The 16,301-nt window shown below is 71.5% G+C and carries 15 protein-coding genes and 1 rRNA gene; 3 read left to right on the top strand and 13 right to left on the bottom strand.

Annotated features, from left to right (window positions below; translation table 11 throughout):
- Positions 1–540 precede the first annotated feature (540 nt).
- The 5 genes from ABT122_RS08165 to ABT122_RS08145 all read right to left on the bottom strand — a co-directional run bounded on the left by ABT122_RS08165 (position 541) and on the right by ABT122_RS08145 (position 6,194).
- The gene (locus tag ABT122_RS08165) at positions 541–2,199 is read right to left on the bottom strand and encodes a bifunctional uroporphyrinogen-III C-methyltransferase/uroporphyrinogen-III synthase (protein WP_351547187.1); all 1,659 of its coding nucleotides are present in this window, start codon (positions 2,197–2,199) and stop codon (positions 541–543) included.
- Positions 2,196–3,155 (bottom strand): hydroxymethylbilane synthase, encoded by a 960-nt coding sequence (gene hemC / locus ABT122_RS08160; protein WP_351547185.1) that lies wholly within the window; start codon positions 3,153–3,155, stop codon positions 2,196–2,198. The genes ABT122_RS08165 and hemC overlap by 4 nt, the downstream gene beginning before the upstream one ends.
- Entirely contained in the window at positions 3,152–4,807 is a 1,656-nt protein-coding gene (locus ABT122_RS08155; protein WP_351547184.1) for a glutamyl-tRNA reductase, read from the bottom strand. Before ABT122_RS08155 ends, hemC begins: the two co-directional genes overlap by 4 nt.
- Entirely contained in the window at positions 4,804–5,535 is a 732-nt protein-coding gene (locus ABT122_RS08150) for a redox-sensing transcriptional repressor Rex (RefSeq protein WP_351547181.1), read from the bottom strand. The genes ABT122_RS08155 and ABT122_RS08150 overlap by 4 nt, the downstream gene beginning before the upstream one ends.
- A gap of 383 nt (positions 5,536–5,918) precedes the next feature.
- Positions 5,919–6,194: a glutaredoxin family protein gene (locus tag ABT122_RS08145; protein WP_351547178.1), complete on the bottom strand. Its 276-nt coding sequence runs from the start codon at positions 6,192–6,194 to the stop codon at positions 5,919–5,921.
- A gap of 168 nt (positions 6,195–6,362) precedes the next feature.
- Between ABT122_RS08145 and ABT122_RS08140 the strand changes: the two genes are divergently transcribed.
- The 3 genes from ABT122_RS08140 to ABT122_RS08130 all read left to right on the top strand — a co-directional run bounded on the left by ABT122_RS08140 (position 6,363) and on the right by ABT122_RS08130 (position 9,836).
- On the top strand, positions 6,363–7,304 hold the full coding sequence (locus tag ABT122_RS08140; RefSeq protein WP_351547175.1) for an HAD family hydrolase: 942 nt from the start codon (positions 6,363–6,365) through the stop codon (positions 7,302–7,304).
- Positions 7,305–7,616: 312 nt separating this feature from the next.
- Positions 7,617–8,411 carry an ECF subfamily RNA polymerase sigma factor, BldN family gene (locus tag ABT122_RS08135; protein ID WP_351547172.1) on the top strand — a complete coding sequence of 265 codons (795 nt, stop codon included), beginning with the start codon at positions 7,617–7,619 and terminating at the stop codon, positions 8,409–8,411.
- A gap of 219 nt (positions 8,412–8,630) precedes the next feature.
- Positions 8,631–9,836, top strand: a complete 1,206-nt coding sequence (locus ABT122_RS08130; protein ID WP_351547169.1) for a DUF5667 domain-containing protein — start codon at positions 8,631–8,633, stop codon at positions 9,834–9,836.
- 109 nt (positions 9,837–9,945) lie between these two features.
- On the opposite strand, the gene ABT122_RS08125 is transcribed toward ABT122_RS08130, so the two are convergent.
- The 8 genes from ABT122_RS08125 to rrf all read right to left on the bottom strand — a co-directional run.
- Positions 9,946–11,049, bottom strand: a complete 1,104-nt coding sequence (locus tag ABT122_RS08125; protein ID WP_351547166.1) for a lysophospholipid acyltransferase family protein — start codon at positions 11,047–11,049, stop codon at positions 9,946–9,948.
- Between the two features lie 6 nt (positions 11,050–11,055).
- Positions 11,056–12,144: an NAD-dependent epimerase/dehydratase family protein gene (locus ABT122_RS08120; protein ID WP_351547163.1), complete on the bottom strand. Its 1,089-nt coding sequence runs from the start codon at positions 12,142–12,144 to the stop codon at positions 11,056–11,058.
- Positions 12,145–12,335: 191 nt separating this feature from the next.
- Positions 12,336–12,434 carry a 30S ribosomal protein bS22 gene (locus ABT122_RS08115; RefSeq protein WP_003948845.1) on the bottom strand — a complete coding sequence of 33 codons (99 nt, stop codon included), beginning with the start codon at positions 12,432–12,434 and terminating at the stop codon, positions 12,336–12,338.
- A gap of 121 nt (positions 12,435–12,555) precedes the next feature.
- Complete coding sequence (locus ABT122_RS08110; RefSeq protein WP_003958488.1) at positions 12,556–12,768, bottom strand: helix-turn-helix domain-containing protein; 213 nt, start codon at positions 12,766–12,768, stop codon at positions 12,556–12,558.
- A gap of 128 nt (positions 12,769–12,896) precedes the next feature.
- Positions 12,897–13,712 carry a phosphatase gene (locus ABT122_RS08105; RefSeq protein ID WP_351547159.1) on the bottom strand — a complete coding sequence of 272 codons (816 nt, stop codon included), beginning with the start codon at positions 13,710–13,712 and terminating at the stop codon, positions 12,897–12,899.
- Positions 13,713–14,285: 573 nt separating this feature from the next.
- Positions 14,286–15,464, bottom strand: coding sequence for an acetoin utilization protein AcuC (locus ABT122_RS08100; protein ID WP_351547156.1), 1,179 nt, complete (start codon positions 15,462–15,464; stop codon positions 14,286–14,288).
- Positions 15,465–15,508: 44 nt separating this feature from the next.
- Positions 15,509–16,153, bottom strand: coding sequence for an HAD family hydrolase (locus ABT122_RS08095; RefSeq protein WP_351547154.1), 645 nt, complete (start codon positions 16,151–16,153; stop codon positions 15,509–15,511).
- An 81-nt stretch (positions 16,154–16,234) separates the two neighbouring features.
- Positions 16,235–16,301 (bottom strand): 5S ribosomal RNA (gene rrf / locus ABT122_RS33600); the annotation flags it as partial.

Genomic DNA, 16,301 nt, shown 5'->3' with positions numbered 1-16,301 from the left:
ACCAGCGACAGGCATGGGTTCATTGACCGGCACCGGCGGCAGGCGCGGACACGGGTACAGGGCACGGGCCCGGGCACCCGCACCGGCGGCAGGCACCGGGGTGCCGTCCCCCGTGCGGTCGCGCCGTCCCGTACGCCCGGGGAACGGCGGGACCGTACGCCCGGGGAACGGCGGGACCGTACGCCCGCCGCCGGACCGGATTCCCCGGAGGAAGCCCACCGGCCCGGCGGAGCCCGGTACCGAGCCGGTACCGACCCGGTCCCGGGCCGGCCGACGGCCCACCAACGCCTGACCGACGACCGATCGACGACCGATCGACGATCGATCGACAGCCGGGGGCCGAGGGCCCGACCACCAGCCGGCCACCCCGCGCGACCGCCACCACCCCCGCCGACCGCGCGCCAGCGCCACAAGGCGCGCCAAACGCCGAAAGACGGGCCGACGCCAAAAAGCAGGCCGACGCCAAAAGACGCGCCAACGCCAAAAGGCGGGCCGGGGATTATCTCCCCCGCCCGCCCTTCGCACCGCTGTGCCGCTCGCTCAGGTGGTCCGGCGCCGTCTGCCGCCCGGCCTGCGCTCCGAGGGCCGGAGCACATGCTCGCCCGCCTCCACCGCCACGGCCCTGCGGGCCGCGCCGAACTCCGCCAGCGCCTCGGCGAGCCGGTGCACCGACGGCTCGGGCGACAGCACGTCCACCCGCAGCCCGTGCTCCTCCGCCGTCTTGGCCGTCGCCGGCCCGATACACGCGATGACCGTCACGTTGTGCGGCTTCCCGGCGATGCCCACCAGGTTCCGCACGGTCGACGAGGAGGTGAAGAGCACGGCGTCGAAGCCGCCGCCCTTGATCGCCTCACGGGTCTCCGCCGGCGGGGGCGACGCCCGCACCGTCCGGTACGCGGTGACGTCGTCCACCTCCCAGCCCAGCTCGATGAGGCCGGCGACCAGCGTCTCGGTCGCGATGTCGGCTCTCGGCAGGAAGACGCGGTCGATCGGGTCGAAGACCGGGTCGTAGGGCGGCCAGTCCTCCAGCAGCCCCGCCGCCGACTGCTCGCCGCTCGGCACCAGATCGGGCTTCACACCGAAGTCGATCAGGGCGCGCGCGGTCTGCTCGCCCACCGCGGCGACCTTGATCCCCGCGAAGGCGCGGGCGTCGAGCCCGTACTCCTCGAACTTCTCCCGCACCGCCTTGACGGCGTTCACCGAGGTGAAGGCGATCCACTCGTACCGCCCGGTGACCAGGCCCTTGACCGCGCGCTCCATCTGCTGGGGCGTGCGCGGCGGCTCGACCGCGATGGTCGGGACCTCGTGCGGGACGGCACCGTAGGAGCGGAGCTGGTCGGAGAGCGACGCCGCCTGTTCCTTGGTCCGCGGCACCAGCACCCGCCAGCCGAAGAGCGGCTTGGACTCGAACCAGGCGAGCTGGTCGCGCTGGGCGGCGGAGCTGCGCTCCCCGACCACGGCTATGACCGGCCGGTGCCCGTCCGGAGCGGGCAGCACCTTCGCCTGCTTGAGGGTCTGGCCGATGGAGCCGAGCGTCGCGGTCCAGGTCCGCTGCCGGGTCGTCGTACCGCCGACGGTGACGGTCAGCGGGGTGTCGGGCTTGCGGCCCGCGGCCACCAGCTCGCCCGCAGCCGCCGCGACCGCGTCCAGCGTGGTCGAGACGACGACCGTGCCGTCGCTCGCGCCCACCTCGGTCCAGCAGCGCTCGCTGGCGGTACGGGCGTCCACGAACCGGACGTCCGTCCCCTGCGCGTCCCGCAGCGGGACACCGGCGTAGGCGGGCACGCCGACGGCGGTGGCGATCCCCGGCACGACCTCGAAGGGAATCCCCTCCGCGGCGCACGCGAGCATCTCCTGACCGGCGTCCGCGTCGAGACCCGGATCGCCGGTCACCGCACGGACGACCCGCTTGCCGCCCCGCGCGGCCTCCATGACAAGATTGACCGCATCCCTGAGTACGGGGATTCCGGCGGCTGTTGACGCATCGTCAGCAATCGTCGGCTCAGGCGTGCTGACGCTCGCCCGCGCATGGCCGCGCACCACGTCGAGCACATCCGGCTCGGCGATGAGTACGTCGGCTCCCGCGAGTGCCTCGACAGCGCGCAGTGTCAGCAGTCCGGGATCGCCGGGACCGGCGCCGAGGAAAGTGACGTGCCCGTGTGCCGAGAACGCCGAGGACGGGTGGGTGGTGGGGCTCAATGTGCTCGCTCCCCCATAAGACCGGCCGCACCCTTGGCGAGCATCTCGGACGCGAGTTCGCGACCGAGCGCGATGGCGTCGCCGTGCGACGTGGGTACGGGACCGGTGGTGGACAGCTGCACCAGCGTCGAGCCGTCGGTGGTGCCGACGACGCCGCGCAGGCGCATCTCAGTGACAGCCTCCTCCTCGCCCAACAGGTCGGCGAGCGCACCCACAGGTGCACTGCAGCCGGCCTCCAGGGCGGCGAGCAGGGATCGCTCGGCGGTCACGGCGACCCGGGTTCGCGGGTCGTCGAGTTCGCCGAGCACGGCGCCGAGGGCAGCGTTATCCGCAGCGCACTCGATCGCCAGTGCCCCCTGGCCGGGGGCGGGCAGGACGGAGTCGACCGACAGGAAGTCGGTCACCTCGCCGGCTCGTCCGATGCGGTTGAGCCCGGCGGCGGCGAGTACCACCGCGTCCAGCTCCCCGCTCCGCACGAATCCGATCCGGGTGTCGATATTGCCACGGATCGGGACGGTTTCTATCCGCGTGTGGTGCTCGCGGGCGTATGCGTTCAGCTGTGCCATGCGGCGCGGCGAGCCGGTGCCGACGCGCGCGCCCTCGGGCAGCTCCGCGAAGCGGAGCCCGTCCCGCGCCACCAGGACGTCCCGGGGGTCCTCGCGCGGCGGGACCGCCGCGAGGAGCAGCTCGTCGGGCTGGGTGGCGGGAAGGTCCTTCAGCGAGTGAACGGCGAAGTCCACCTCACCGCGCAGCAGTGCCTCCCGGAGCGCGGCCACGAACACGCCCGTGCCGCCGATCTGCGCGAGATGCTCACGGGAGGTGTCCCCGTACGTGGTGATCTCGACCAGCTCGACGGGGCGGCCGGTCAGCTCGCGCACCGCCCGCGCCACTTGGCCGGACTGGGCCAGGGCGAGCTTGCTGCGCCTGGTCCCGAGCCTCAGTGCCCTCTCGGTCATACTCGCCCTCGGTTCTTGACGTCGGCGTCATTCAGGTCGGCCCGGCTGACGGAGGCGACCGTCTCCGGGTCGAGGTCGAAGAGTGTCCGCAGCGCGTCGGCGTACCCGGCGCCGCCGGGCTCGCCCGCGAGCTGCTTCACCCGCACGGTGGGCGCGTGCAGGAGCTTGTCAACCACCCGGCGGACGGTACGGCCGATCTCGGCGCGCTCCTTCTCGTCCAGGGCGGGCAGCCGCCCCTCAAGCCGGGCGATCTCACCGGCGACGACATCGGCGGCCATGGCGCGCAGGGCGACCACGGTCGGGGTGATGTGCGCGGCGCGCTGGGCGGCGCCGAAGGCGGCGACCTCGTCGGAGACGATGGTGCGGACCTGGTCCACGTCGGCGGCCATGGGCGCGTCGGCGGAGGCGTCGGCGAGCGACTCGATGTCGACGAGCCGGACGCCGGGGATGCCGTGGGCGGCGTGGTCGATGTCACGCGGCATGGCGAGGTCGAGCAGGGCCATCCGTACGGGACCGGTGCCGGCGTCCGCCGAGGGTCCGCCGGGCGCTGCGGTGCGGGCCGGGCGGGAGGCGTTCTCCAGCCAGGCGCCGTGCTGGGCGAGCGACTCGACGGTGTGCCGGTCGCCGAGCCCCACCGGGCAGCCGTCGTCGGTCTCGTCCGCCACGCGTCCGGGGATCGCGGTCTCGGCGGCCGGTGTGCCCGCCGAGCGGTCGGCGACCCGGCCGTCGCGCGCGGCCGTCGCGGCGAGCCGCGCCACCAGGCTGCCGTCCGGGGCGCGCAGATCCTCGGCGGCCCTGGCGGGGCCGGCCCCGGTGGCGGACTCGGCCAGCGCGGTCGCCACGGCGTCGGCGGTGAGCACGAGACCGGTGGCGCCGGTGCAGGAGACCACCACGTCGGCACGTGTCAGCTCGTCCGTGACGGCGGCCATCGGCACGGCCCGCACCGGCGCCCCGCCGGGGGTGGAGAGCGCCACGGCCAGCCGGCCCGCACGCTCCAGCGTGCGGTTGGCGATGACCAGTTCGCGGACGCCGAGGCGGGCGAGGGTGGTGGCGGCGAGCGAGGACATCGACCCGGCGCCTATGACGAGCACCCGCTTGTCCGCGGCCCACGCGCCGACGTCGCGGCCGTCGGCGAGCTGCTCCAGGCCGAAGGTGACGAGCGACTGCCCGGCCCGGTCGATCCCGGTCTCGCTGTGGGCGCGCTTGCCGACGCGCAGCGCCTGCTGGAAGAGGTCGTTGATCAGCCGCCCGGCGGTGTGCAGCTCCTGGCCGCGCGCGAGGGCGTCCTTGATCTGGCCGAGGATCTGGCCCTCGCCGACGACCATGGAGTCGAGCCCGCAGGCCACCGAGAAGAGGTGGTGGACGGCCCGGTCCTCGTAGTGGACGTAGAGATAGGGCGTCAGCTCCTCGAGGCCGACGCCGCTGTGCTGGGCGAGCAGGGTGGACAGCTCGGCGACGCCCGCGTGGAACTTCTCCACGTCCGCGTACAGCTCGATGCGGTTGCAGGTGGCGAGCACCGTCGCCTCGGCGGCGGGCTCGGCTGCCAGGGTGTCCATCAGCAGCTTGGCCTGCGCGTCCGCCGAGAGGGACGCCCGCTCCAGCACGCTCACCGGCGCGCTGCGGTGGCTCAGTCCGACGACCAGGAGGCTCATGCCGGCATCACGGCGGGCATGTCCCCGTCGGGTCCCTTCCGGTTGGCCGCCTCGGCGTCGGCCTCCTCGCCGGCCTTCCGCTGCTCGTGGAAGGCGAGGATCTGGAGTTCGATCGAGAGGTCGACCTTGCGCACGTCGACGCCGTCCGGCACCGAGAGCACCGTGGGCGCGAAGTTCAGGATGGAGGTCACACCGGCGGCGACGAGCCGCTCGCAGACCTGCTGGGCGGCGCCCGCGGGGGTGGCGATGACGCCGATGGAGACCCCGTTGTCGCTGATGATCTTCTCCAGCTCATCGGTGTGCTGCACGGCGATCCCGGCGACCGGCTTTCCGGCCATCGCGGGGTCGGCGTCGATGAGCGCCGCGACCCGGAAGCCGCGGGACGCGAATCCGCCGTAGTTGGCGAGGGCGGCGCCGAGGTTTCCGATGCCGACGATCACCACGGGCCAGTCCTGGGTCAGCCCCAGTTCGCGGGAGATCTGGTAGACGAGGTACTCCACGTCGTAGCCGACGCCGCGGGTGCCGTACGAGCCGAGGTAGGAGAAGTCCTTGCGCAGCTTCGCCGAGTTGACCCCGGCGGCCGCCGCCAGTTCCTCGGAGGAGACCGTGGGGACGGACCGCTCGGACAGTGCGGTCAGCGCCCGCAGGTACAGCGGAAGCCGGGCGACGGTGGCCTCGGGGATTCCTCGGCTACGGGTCGCCGGTCGGTGATTTCGGCCAGTTGCCACGGTGCTCCTGCGGGATGAGCGGGGCTCTAGGCGGCCGTGTGTTCCAAGACCGCCCCGTCGAATGCAGGCTATGTCTTTGTGAACGCGTGCACAAAGATACTGTCCGTTTTGTCCGAGCAAAGTGATCGGGGTCACGCGCATGGTTCCCGTCAAGGCGGAACCGGGAGCCACGCCGGACCGTTCGAGGCGCGAAGGGGGCAAAGCCGTACACACTCCTCACGTAGCGCCCCCGAGACCGCCCCACTGTGCCCTGCCGCACGGGAGTCTCGATAGGGCCATGACAACGGAAAAGCCGTCGCGCAAAGATTCCGATGGCAACCGCGGCACCTCCCTCCGCCGGTCTCCGCCCTCCCGGCCCTCAGGGCCGGGGGCCGGCACCGCTCTCAGGACTCCAGCGCGCGCCGCAGCCGCTCCGGGTCCACCCGCCAGAAGGTGTGCTGCTCACCGTCGATCAGCACCACCGGGATCTGCTCCCAGTACGCCCGGTGCAGGGCCTCGTCCCGGGTGATGTCCTTCTCCTCCCAGGACGCGCCGACCCCGCCGCACACCCGCTCGACCACGGCCCGGGCGTCGTCGCACAGATGGCACCCCGGCTTGCCGATCAGGGTCACCACGCGCTCGCCGGCCTTCTTCCTGGTACGCCGCAACAGAGGACTCATACCCCCATTCTCCGCCCGCGCACCCGGGCCCCGGCGCCCCCCGGGTGCTGAGACACCGCCCACATTCCGCCCCGCCCGGACTCCGTTTCACCGCGTGGACGCGCAGAGTTCACACCGTCGCGCCCCGGCGCGTCGGGAAGTTCCGAACAGACTGGCTATGCTCGCCACATGGCCGCACTGGGATGGCTCACCCCCCGTAGGCGCTCCGCCACCGCACGGAGCGTCCTCGCAGGCGAGGCAGCAGCCGAGGCAGCGCGCAAGACCTCACAGCAGCTCGCCGAGAGCGAAGAGGCCACCGCGGCCGACGAGGCCGCCGAGCCGCCCTTCCCGGTCGCCGGGGACGAGGCGGCGGCCGCCTTCTTCGATCTCGACAACACCGTGATGCAGGGCGCCGCGCTCTTCCACTTCGGGCGGGGTCTGTACAAGCGGAAATTCTTCCACCGCAACGACCTGGCCCGGTTCGCCTGGCAGCAGACCTGGTTCCGGCTCGCGGGCGTCGAGGACCCCGAGCACATGCAGGACGTGCGCGAGTCCGCGCTCTCCATCGTCAAGGGCCACCGGGTCTCCGAGCTGATGAGCATCGGCGAGGAGATCTACGACGAGTACATGGCCGACCGGATCTGGCCGGGCACCCGGGCGCTCGCCCAGGCCCACCTGGACGCGGGCCAGAAGGTCTGGCTGGTCACGGCCGCCCCGGTGGAGACGGCCACGATCATCGCCCGCCGGCTCGGTCTGACCGGGGCGCTGGGCACGGTCGCCGAGTCCGTCGACGGCGTCTACACCGGCCGGCTGGTCGGCGAGCCGCTGCACGGCCCCGCGAAGGCGGAGGCGGTGCGCGCGCTCGCGGCGGCCGAGGGACTCGAACTGGCGCGCTGCGCCGCGTACAGCGATTCGCACAACGACATCCCGATGCTCTCACTCGTGGGACACCCCTACGCGATCAACCCGGACGCCAAGCTGCGCAGGTACGCGCGTGAGCGCGAGTGGCGGCTGCGCGACTACCGCACCGGCCGCAAGGCGGCCAAGGTCGGCATCCCGGCGGCGGCCGGGGTGGGCGCCATCGCCGGCGGCACGGCGGCCGCGGTGGCCATCCACCGCCGCCGCCGCTGACCCCCGGCCCCGCCCTCCTCCCGGCACCCCGCACCGCACCCCGCCCCGCCGCGGGCCCCTGTCGCCATGAGCGCGCCCGCTCCGCGAACAGTCAGAACACGATCGAATCCGATCAACAAATGTTCACACTTCGCCACTAGAAGCGTCGCCAAGTCGGAACAGAAGCGACGGAAACGATGATTTGAGCAACTGGGTGTAGCACTGCCTGTACGAAGCGTTATTCTCCTCAGACGCATACGGGACCCCACCAGTCGCCACGACGGGTGACCGTCCCGCACTGCTCGTGATGGAAGCTCTGCCTCTGGGAGTCCCGTGTACCCACACGTCGGGGTTGACGCCTCGGGCCTGGCTACGCTGCGCGCGGCGGTCCTCGACCACTTGCGCGGCTTCGTCCCCACCGCGTACGCCGTCCCCGCCCTCGCCATGCCCCGCCTTGCCACCAGCGGCCCAGCCGCTCCCTGCTACGCCCTGGCCGACGGCCGCGCGGCGGTCGGCAGACGGAGCAGCCGGGGCGGCTCCAGCGCCTCGACCACCGCCCGCCGGCCCAGTGCCGACAGCGACAGCGCCCGGATGATGGAGCTGGTCGAGCGCGCCCAGGCCGGCGAGGCGGAAGCCTTCGGCCGGCTCTACGACCAGTACAGCGACACGGTCTACCGCTACATCTACTACCGCGTCGGCGGAAAGGCGACGGCGGAGGACCTCACCAGCGAGACCTTCCTCCGCGCTCTGCGCCGGATCTCCACCTTCACCTGGCAGGGCCGCGATTTCGGCGCCTGGCTGGTCACGATCGCCCGCAATCTGGTCGCCGACCACTTCAAGTCGAGCAGATTCCGGCTGGAAGTGACCACAGGCGAAATGCTCGACGCCAACGAGGTCGAGCGCAGCCCCGAGGACTCCGTCCTGGAGTCGCTCTCCAACGCCGCCCTGCTCGAAGCGGTGCGGAAGCTCAATCCACAGCAGCAGGAGTGCGTGACCCTGCGCTTTCTCCAGGGCCTGTCGGTCGCCGAGACCGCCAGGGTGATGGGGAAGAACGAGGGCGCGATCAAAACCCTCCAGTACCGTGCCGTCCGCACCCTCGCCCGCCTGCTGCCCGACGACGCCCGCTGACCGAACCCAACTCACAATCGGTGACGCCTCGATGACGCACTGGTCCGATCATCCTTCGCGCGTAACCCAAGTGCCGAGACACTCGTTGTCCGGGATGCAGGCTCCCTGTGGTCACGCCATGCCCGCAGCCACTCACTCGATCGTGTGGATGTGTTCAAGGTGTGCAACCTTCCAGACCCCGAGGGGAGTCGACCGTCATGACGAGAGGAGGTGCCGCCAGTGATCGCGAACGTATCGGCGCACCGGCGGGCGAACGCCTTCGCCCAGGCCTTGGAAGACCAGGCGGCCGGGCAGCCGGACGAATCGGTCGAACCGACCGATCGTGGCCGGCTGCTGGCTCTGGCGACCGGCCTCGGCGAGCTGCCGAGGCCGGAACTGGATGCCGAGGTCAAGGTGGTGCAGCGCGCGCAGCTCGTGGCCGCCATGGAGGCCATGCTCCAGGAGGGCACGGCAGCCGGGGGCGCACCCGCGGGCCCTACCGTGCCGGAGCAGCGAAAGTCCGGCCGGGGCGCCCACCGGGCCTCCCCGCTCCGGAAATTGCGACCGCGTTCCCGCTGGTCGAAGGGGCTCGCGGCCGGCGGACTGACCGTGGGCGTCGCCGCGGGGGCCTTCAGCGGGGTGGCCGCTGCCAGCTCCGACGCCCTCCCCGGTGACACGCTGTACGGGCTGAAGCGCGGCATGGAGGACATCCGGCTGGGCATGGCCGACGGCGACACGGACCGGGGCCAGCTCTATCTCGACCAGGCCTCCACCCGGCTCAGCGAGGCCCGGCGCCTGATGGAGCGCGGCCGGGCCGGAGACCTGGACCACGAATCGCTCGGCGAGGTCCGGCGCGCGCTCAACGGCATGCGCCACGACGCCAGGGAGGGCCACCGGCTGCTCCACGCGGCCTATGCGCGCGATGGCTCGCTGGGCCCGATCCAGAAGCTCAATTCGTTCTCCCGCTCCCATCTGGACGCGTGGAACGGACTGCGCGACCGGCTCCCGGCCCAGCTGACCGATGTCGGCGACGAGGTCAGCGATGTCTTCGCCGCCATAGAGCAGGAGGTCAGTCCGCTCAAATCGCTGCTGCCCACCCCGCCGGAACAGGGTCGCGGCACCTCTCAGCGGCCCGGCACTGCCTCCCAGGACACCGGACGCACGGCACCCTCCGGGAGCCGTACGGCACCGTCGTCCTCCGAGGCCCCGGCGGCCCAGCAGGGCTCGGACACCGCGAAACCCCGCCCGTCCTCCTCCGCCGCCCCCGAGGAGGAGGGTCTGCTGGGCGGGACGGACAGCTCCGGGCTGTTCGACTCCCCGTCCAAGTCGGAGAGCTCCACCCCCGCCACAGGCAAGGAGTCCACGCCGAAGCCGGATGTCACCATCCCGCCCCTGATCGAGGACATCATCCCCGGCCTCGGGCTGAACATGGAGGACGACCAGTAGCGCGCACCGCGCGAAAGAGGGCGGGCGGCACCGGAGAGATCCGGCGCCGCCCGCCCTCCGCGCTCTCCGGCCGGTCCGGTGACCACCGGGCCGGCCGGAGGAGGACCGGTCAGAAGAAGACGGACCGCCGCTGCACCAGCAGCTTGTACAGCGTGTGCTGGATCTGCTCCCGCACCTGATCCGTCAGATTGAACATCAGCATCGGATCGTCCACCGCGTCCGCCGAGAACCCCTTGGTCTCGATCGGCTCCCCGAACTGGATCGTCCACTTCGTCGGCAGCGGCACCGCCCCCAGCGGCCCCAGCCACGGGAAGGTCGGCGTCACCGGGAAGTACGGAATACCCAGCAGCCGGGCCAGGGTCTTCGCGTTCCCGATCATCGGATAGATCTCCTCCGCGCCGACGATCGAGCACGGCACGATCGGCACGCCCGCCCGCAGCGCCGTGGAGACGAATCCGCCGCGGCCGAAGCGCTGAAGCTTGTAGCGGTCGCTGAACGGCTTCCCGATGCCCTTGAAGCCCTCCGGCATCACTCCGACGACCTCACCCCGCTGGAGCAGCCGCTCGGCGTCCTCGGCGCAGGCCAGGGTGTGCCCGGCCTTGCGGGCCAGTTCATTGACGACCGGCAGCACAAAGACCAGATCGGCCGCGAGGAGCCGCAGATGACGGCCGGCCGGGTGCTGGTCGTGGACGGCGACCTGCATCATCAGCCCGTCCAGCGGGAGGGTGCCGGAGTGGTTGGCCACCACCAGCGCCCCGCCCTCGGAGGGGATGTTCTCGATGCCCTTCACCTCGACCCGGAAGTACTTCTCGTACAGCGGGCGCAGCAGGGTCATCAGGACCTGGTCGGTGAGTTCCTCGTCGTAGCCGAACTCGTCGACCTCGTACTCACCGGTGATCCGGCGCCGCAGAAAGGCCAGCCCGTCCGCGATCCGCCGGTCCAGGCTCCCGCCGCCGCCACCTCGGCCGGCGCCGTCGGCCGGGCCGGGCGCCGCCTCCCGCGGGGCCCGTGCCCCGGGCAGCGGGCTGACGACCGGGGACTGGCGCACCACCCGGGGCCCGCCCTCCCCGCCGTCCGCGCCCGACGGGGCCGCGGCACCGCCGGTGCCCGGGGTGCCCGCCGCGGGCCGGCGGCGCGCCGGGCGCTGTCCGCCGCCGCTGCCACCACCCCGCGCGCGGTCGTCGTCGAAAGGAATCACCTTGGCGTCCGCCATCGTTGCCTACGCTCCTTCTCCGGCGCCGCTCGGTACGGTACGGACCGCCCCGGCGTTCTGCCGCTCGGCGTCCCCGAGGGACTCCCCCACCCGGTCCACGGCCCTGGCCAGGGACTCCGGCGGCAGCAGCCCCGGTCCCCGGCTGCGGGCGAAGTCGGCGAAGGCCGCGGTGGTGGTGAATCTCGGCGCGAACCCCAGTGTCTCGCGCATCTGTACGGTGCTGACCACCCGGCCGTGCGTCAGCAGCCGGATCTGCTCCGGCGAGAAGTCCGTGACCCCGACCGTGCGCAGCGCGGAGCCGATCCAGGTGACGGCCGGCAGCAGCACGGGCACCGTGGGCCGTCCCAGCCGCCGCGCGCACTGCGACAGCAGCAGCACGCCGTCGCCCGCGATGTTGAACGTGCCGCTGTTCAGGGTGGCCCTGCGCGGTTCGTGCAGCGCGATCCGCAGCACATCGATCACATCGTCCTCGTGGACGAACTGGAGCCTCGGGTCGTAGCCGAAGACGGTCGGCAGGACCGGCAGCGAGAAGTACTCGGCGAGCGGCGAGTCGGCGCACGGACCGAGGATGTTCGCGAAGCGCAGGACGCACACGGCCACATCGGGCCTGCGCCGGGCGAAGCCCCGGACATACCCCTCCACCTCCACCGCGTCCTTCGCGAAGCCACCGCTCGGCAGGGACTTGGGCGGAGTGGACTCGGTGAAGACCGCCGGGTCGCGGGGAGCGGAGCCGTACACGCTCGTACTGGACTTGATCACCAGCCGCCGGACGGTGGCCGACTTCTGGCAGGCCCCCAGCAGCTGCATGGTGCCGATGACATTGGTCTCCTTGACCGCCGCCCGGCCGCCGGCGCCCAGCGGGGTGCCGGTGACATCCAGATGGACGACGGTGTCGACGCCGTGCTCGGCCAGGACCCGGCCGATCGCGGGAAGCCGGATGTCCGCGCGGACGAACTCGGCACCACCGAGATGGTGCGCGGGCTCCACGGCGTCCACGGCGATCACCCGCTCCACCTCGGGATCGCGCTGGACCCGCCGCACGAGACGGCCGCCGAGCTGCCGGGCCACACCGGTGACGAGCACGACCTTTCCCAAGACCAGCGCCTTCCCTGAGGTCGAAATGGGCCCACTCCCAGCGTCACCGTAGCGGTTCGCCGAAGTGCTGTGACGCCCACGGGCCGCTCCTTTGCGAGGAGCTTGCCCGGAAGCGCCCGGAGCCCGGGAAAAACACCGCGGCCCTCCCACCATGATGGTGGGAGGGCCGCGATGACACGTACAGCTGCCGCCTACTTCTTGTTACGGCGCTGAACGCGGGTGCGCTTGAGCAGCTTGCGGTGCTTCTTCTTCGCCATCCGCTTGCGCCGCTTCTTGATAACAGAGCCCACGACTACCCTCGCTCACTTCTCTTCACTCGGTGCGGGGCGTCTGGGCCCACACGACCTACGTCGGTCCAGCCTACCCGCCTGAGCATCGAGGTTGTAATCCGAGGGCAGCCACCCCGCTCCGCTATGCGGATTCCACCCCCACAAAGGACTCGCGGAGGTAGTCGTGCACCGCTTGTTCCGGTACGCGGAAGGACCTCCCCACCCGGATCGCCGGCAGATGACCGCTGTGCACCAACCGGTACACCGTCATCTTCGACACCCGCATCACCGAGGCGACTTCCGCCACGGTAAGAAACTTGACCTCGTTGAGAGGCCTCTCGCTGCCAGCAGCCATGACCCACCTGTACCTTCCGCACAAGACGCCCACCGGCTTCCCCTCCGGTGACTCTTCGTCGCTGTGCGCTCACTCCCCAGACTAGGGGCGGGTGGTGCGAGTGGGGAAGAGGAGCAGCCATCGGCCGCCTACTGTGACAGACACGCCCGATTGAGTACATAGCGTGTCAGCGGTCGGTAGTAAGAGGACCGCACGGAGTCATCAAGCGGGACGGCGACGGCCACGATCCCCTCGGCCTCGCCGACGAAGAGGGCGGGGTCGTCGGTGTCGGCTGGTCCGATTGCCACAAAACCCAGCTGACCTGCCCCGCAGACCCATCCGTGGTCCCCGATGACCAGATCGGGCAGGGGTCCCCCACCGGCCGCCAACTCCTCCAGGACCGCCCTGACCGGGAGGGGGGAATGGGTGTGTGCGCCGGTTTCACCATGGATTGGCCGCGCGCCGGACTCTCGCACGAACGCGACTCCCCCTACGTAATCGATGGCACACGTGCGTACGCCGAACCGGGTCGTTATGTCGACACATCGCCCCTGCGCGGGGGTGAGGACGAGGCAGCCGGCCGCCGACAAAGCGTCTGCCAGCCCGGCGTAGAAGCCGAGCAGCCGGTGCGGATGCCCGGTCCCGAGCAGCACCGCTCCCCGGCGGGCCGCCACCTCCCCGAGCCGCCGGGCGAAGACGTCCAGCGCCCGCAACGTCCGCTCCGGGTCGATGACATCGGGCCCTGTGACATGGGCGGGGTCGGCCGAGACCCCGCACTTCTCGGCCATCAGCGCCATCACCTCGCGATCGCTCCAGTCACGACCGGGAACGAGCCCGAGGGTGACACGGGGGTCGCGCGCGGCGAACAGCCGGTAGCTCCGCAGACTCTCCTCCCGAAGGGTACGCACGGTTCCGGCCAGCCGGGTGGCCAGGAGATGGGCCCGAAGCGCTTCGATGCTCAACACCCACCCGATGCTGCCGCAGCCCACCCCCCACCACGGAATTACCCCACACCAACCGCACAATCGGCCTAATCCCACCCCACCCAGCCCCTCAGACTGGGCCGCAGCACGACTTCCAGCCCCTCCGTCCGAGCCGAGGCACGAAATCCAGCCCCTCCGGCGTTTGGGCCGCCCACCCCAGCCCCGCCGGCGACCTGAGCAACCCAAGCCCCTCCGGCGTTTGAGGAGCGCCCACCCAGCCCTGCCAGATTTTGGGGCGCACGACTTCCATCCCCTCCCACCGGGCCGAGGCACGAAATCCAGCCCCTCCGGCGATTGAGGAGCGGGGGTTCGGGGGCTGGCCCCCGACCGTGACCCGCACCGCGCGGGCACCTGTGGACCAGGGTCCGTCCTCAATCGCCGGACGGGCTGGGATCGCTCGGGTCGCCTGTGGACCAGGGTCCGTCCTCAAACGCCGGACAGGCTGAGGGTGTCGGACGGGCTGACGGTGGTGCGGGGACCTGTCGCGCAGGGTCCGTCCTCAGAGGCCGGACCGGCCGGGACCACCCACCGGAAGGCGCCGGAAGGCGCCCCCCCTCACTGAGCCAGCAACCCTCGCAACGGAAACGCCGCCCGCCGCGTCGCCAACACCGCCTGATCCAGCCGATCCGCGGGATCGTACCCCTCCCCCCACTCCCGCCACACCGGCCTCCTCCCATCCGTCATCCTCCGAGGCCCCGACTCCCGCGTCCGCGCATACACCTCATCCCTCCACCCCTCCGGAATCATCGAATCCGGTTCAACGGGACTGTGCGCCGCGATCCCCACCAGATGAGTCCACGACCGGGGCACCACATCCACCACCGCGTACCCCCCACCGCCGAGCGCGATCCACCGGCCGTTCTCCGCGTACGCGTGCGCCAGCGAGTGACAGGCCTCCTGGACCGCCCGCTGCGCGTCCAGGGAGACCGCCAGATGCGCCAGCGGGTCCTCGAAGTGCGTATCGGCCCCGTGCTGGGTCACCAGTACCTGTGGCCGGAAATCGGCCAACAACTCGGGCACCACCGCGTGGAAGGCCCGCAGCCACCCCTCATCCCCCGTCCCGGCGGGCAGCGCCACATTGACGGCGCTCCCCTCCGCCGCCCCGGCCGCACCGGTCTCCTCGGGCCAGCCGGTCCCGGGGAAGAGCGTCCTCGGGTGCTCGTGCAGCGAGATCGTCAGCACCCTCGGATCGTCCCAGAACGCGGCCTGGACGCCGTCCCCGTGATGCACGTCCACATCCACGTACGCGACCCGCTCGGCGCCCAGCTCCAGCAGCCTGGCGATGGCGAGCGAGGCGTCGTTGTAGATGCAGAAGCCGGCCGCCGCCCCCGGCATCGCGTGGTGCAGCCCGCCGGCGAAGTTCACCGCGTGCGCCGCCTCGCCCCGCCAGACCGCCTCGGCGGCCCCCACGGACTGCCCGGCGATCAGCGCCGACGCCTCGTGCATCCCGGCGAAGGCGGGATCGTCCACCGTGCCCAGCCCGTACGCCGGGTCCGCCGCCCGGGGCCGTGCGGACGCGGCCCGGACGGCGGCCACATAGTCGGCCCGGTGCACGAGCCGGAGGGTCGAATCGCCGGCCGACCTCGCGGACACCACGTCCACGGCCCGGTCCAGCCCATAGGCCCGCACCAGCCCCATGGTCAGCGCGAGCCTGACCGGGTCCATCGGATGGCTCTCCCCGAAGTCGTACTTCGTCAGCGCCTCGTCCCACATCAACAACACCCGGCTGCTCATGTCCGCCACCGTATCGGCCGGGTCTTTCGCCTCGGGGCCCCGGTTCACGCGAGGAGGGCCGGCAGCTCGGCCATGGAACCGAAGTACCCCTTCGCCCCGATGAGCCTGTCCGCCGGGGTCATCGCGGTGAAGCCGTACACATCCATCCCCGCGGCGACAGCGGCCCGCACGCCCAGGGCGCTGTCCTCGACCACCACACACCGCTCCGGGGCCACTCCCATGCGCGCCGCCGCGTGGAGGAAGAGATCGGGTTCCGGCTTCCCGCGCCCCACGTCCTGCGCACTGAAGACGATCTCGTCACGGAACCACCGATCGAGCCCGGTCCTCCGGTGTCCGACCCTGATCCGCTCATGGCTTCCCGAGGACGCGAGGCAGTAGGGAACCCCGTCCGCGACCAGCTTCCGCAGTACATCCGTGATTCCCTCCACCGCCTCCAGCTCCCGCTCGAACGCGGCGAACGTCCGTGCGTGCAGCGTGGCGTCGAAATCCTCCGGCAGCCGCTGCCCCGACCTCTCCAGCACCAGATCGTGCACGCGGTGCACCGCCGCCCCCATGTAGTCCCGCAGGGAGTCCTCGTACGAGGTCGGGTGCCCCAGCTCGCTCAGATAGCCGGCCAGGATGGTGTTCGCGACCGGTTCGCTGTCGACGAGTACACCGTCGTTGTCGAAAATGACAAGGTCATATCTCATTGCTCCAGCTTAGGAGCCCTGAACGCAAAAATGCCTCAGCCCCCCGGACCATAAAGATCCAGGGGACTGAGGCTAAAAATTGTTCGGCGGCGTCCTACTCTCCCACAGGGTCCCCCCTGCAGTACCATCGGCGCTGAAAGGCTTAGCT

Origin of the sequence: Streptomyces sp. NPDC001985 (genome assembly GCF_040296845.1) — a bacterium.
In the GTDB taxonomy this organism is placed as follows: domain Bacteria; phylum Actinomycetota; class Actinomycetes; order Streptomycetales; family Streptomycetaceae; genus Streptomyces.
Note: the sequence above shows the minus strand (reverse complement) of the source record. Positions and strands in the feature narration are given on the sequence as shown.

What these genes read in the sequence shown, in the direction of transcription:
- hemC (WP_351547185.1), bottom strand. Translation starts at nt 3,155, where the DNA reads ATGACCGAGAGGGCACTGAGGCTCGGGACCAGGCGCAGCAAGCTCGCC.
- ABT122_RS08145 (WP_351547178.1), bottom strand. Translation starts at nt 6,194, where the DNA reads ATGAGTCCTCTGTTGCGGCGTACCAGGAAGAAGGCCGGCGAGCGCGTG.
- ABT122_RS08125 (WP_351547166.1), bottom strand. Translation starts at nt 11,049, where the DNA reads ATGGCGGACGCCAAGGTGATTCCTTTCGACGACGACCGCGCGCGGGGT.
- ABT122_RS08155 (WP_351547184.1), bottom strand. Translation starts at nt 4,807, where the DNA reads ATGAGCCTCCTGGTCGTCGGACTGAGCCACCGCAGCGCGCCGGTGAGC.
- ABT122_RS08110 (WP_003958488.1), bottom strand. Translation starts at nt 12,768, where the DNA reads ATGGCTGCTGGCAGCGAGAGGCCTCTCAACGAGGTCAAGTTTCTTACC.
- ABT122_RS08095 (WP_351547154.1), bottom strand. Translation starts at nt 16,153, where the DNA reads ATGAGATATGACCTTGTCATTTTCGACAACGACGGTGTACTCGTCGAC.
- ABT122_RS08100 (WP_351547156.1), bottom strand. Translation starts at nt 15,464, where the DNA reads ATGAGCAGCCGGGTGTTGTTGATGTGGGACGAGGCGCTGACGAAGTAC.
- ABT122_RS08140 (WP_351547175.1), top strand. Translation starts at nt 6,363, where the DNA reads ATGGCCGCACTGGGATGGCTCACCCCCCGTAGGCGCTCCGCCACCGCA.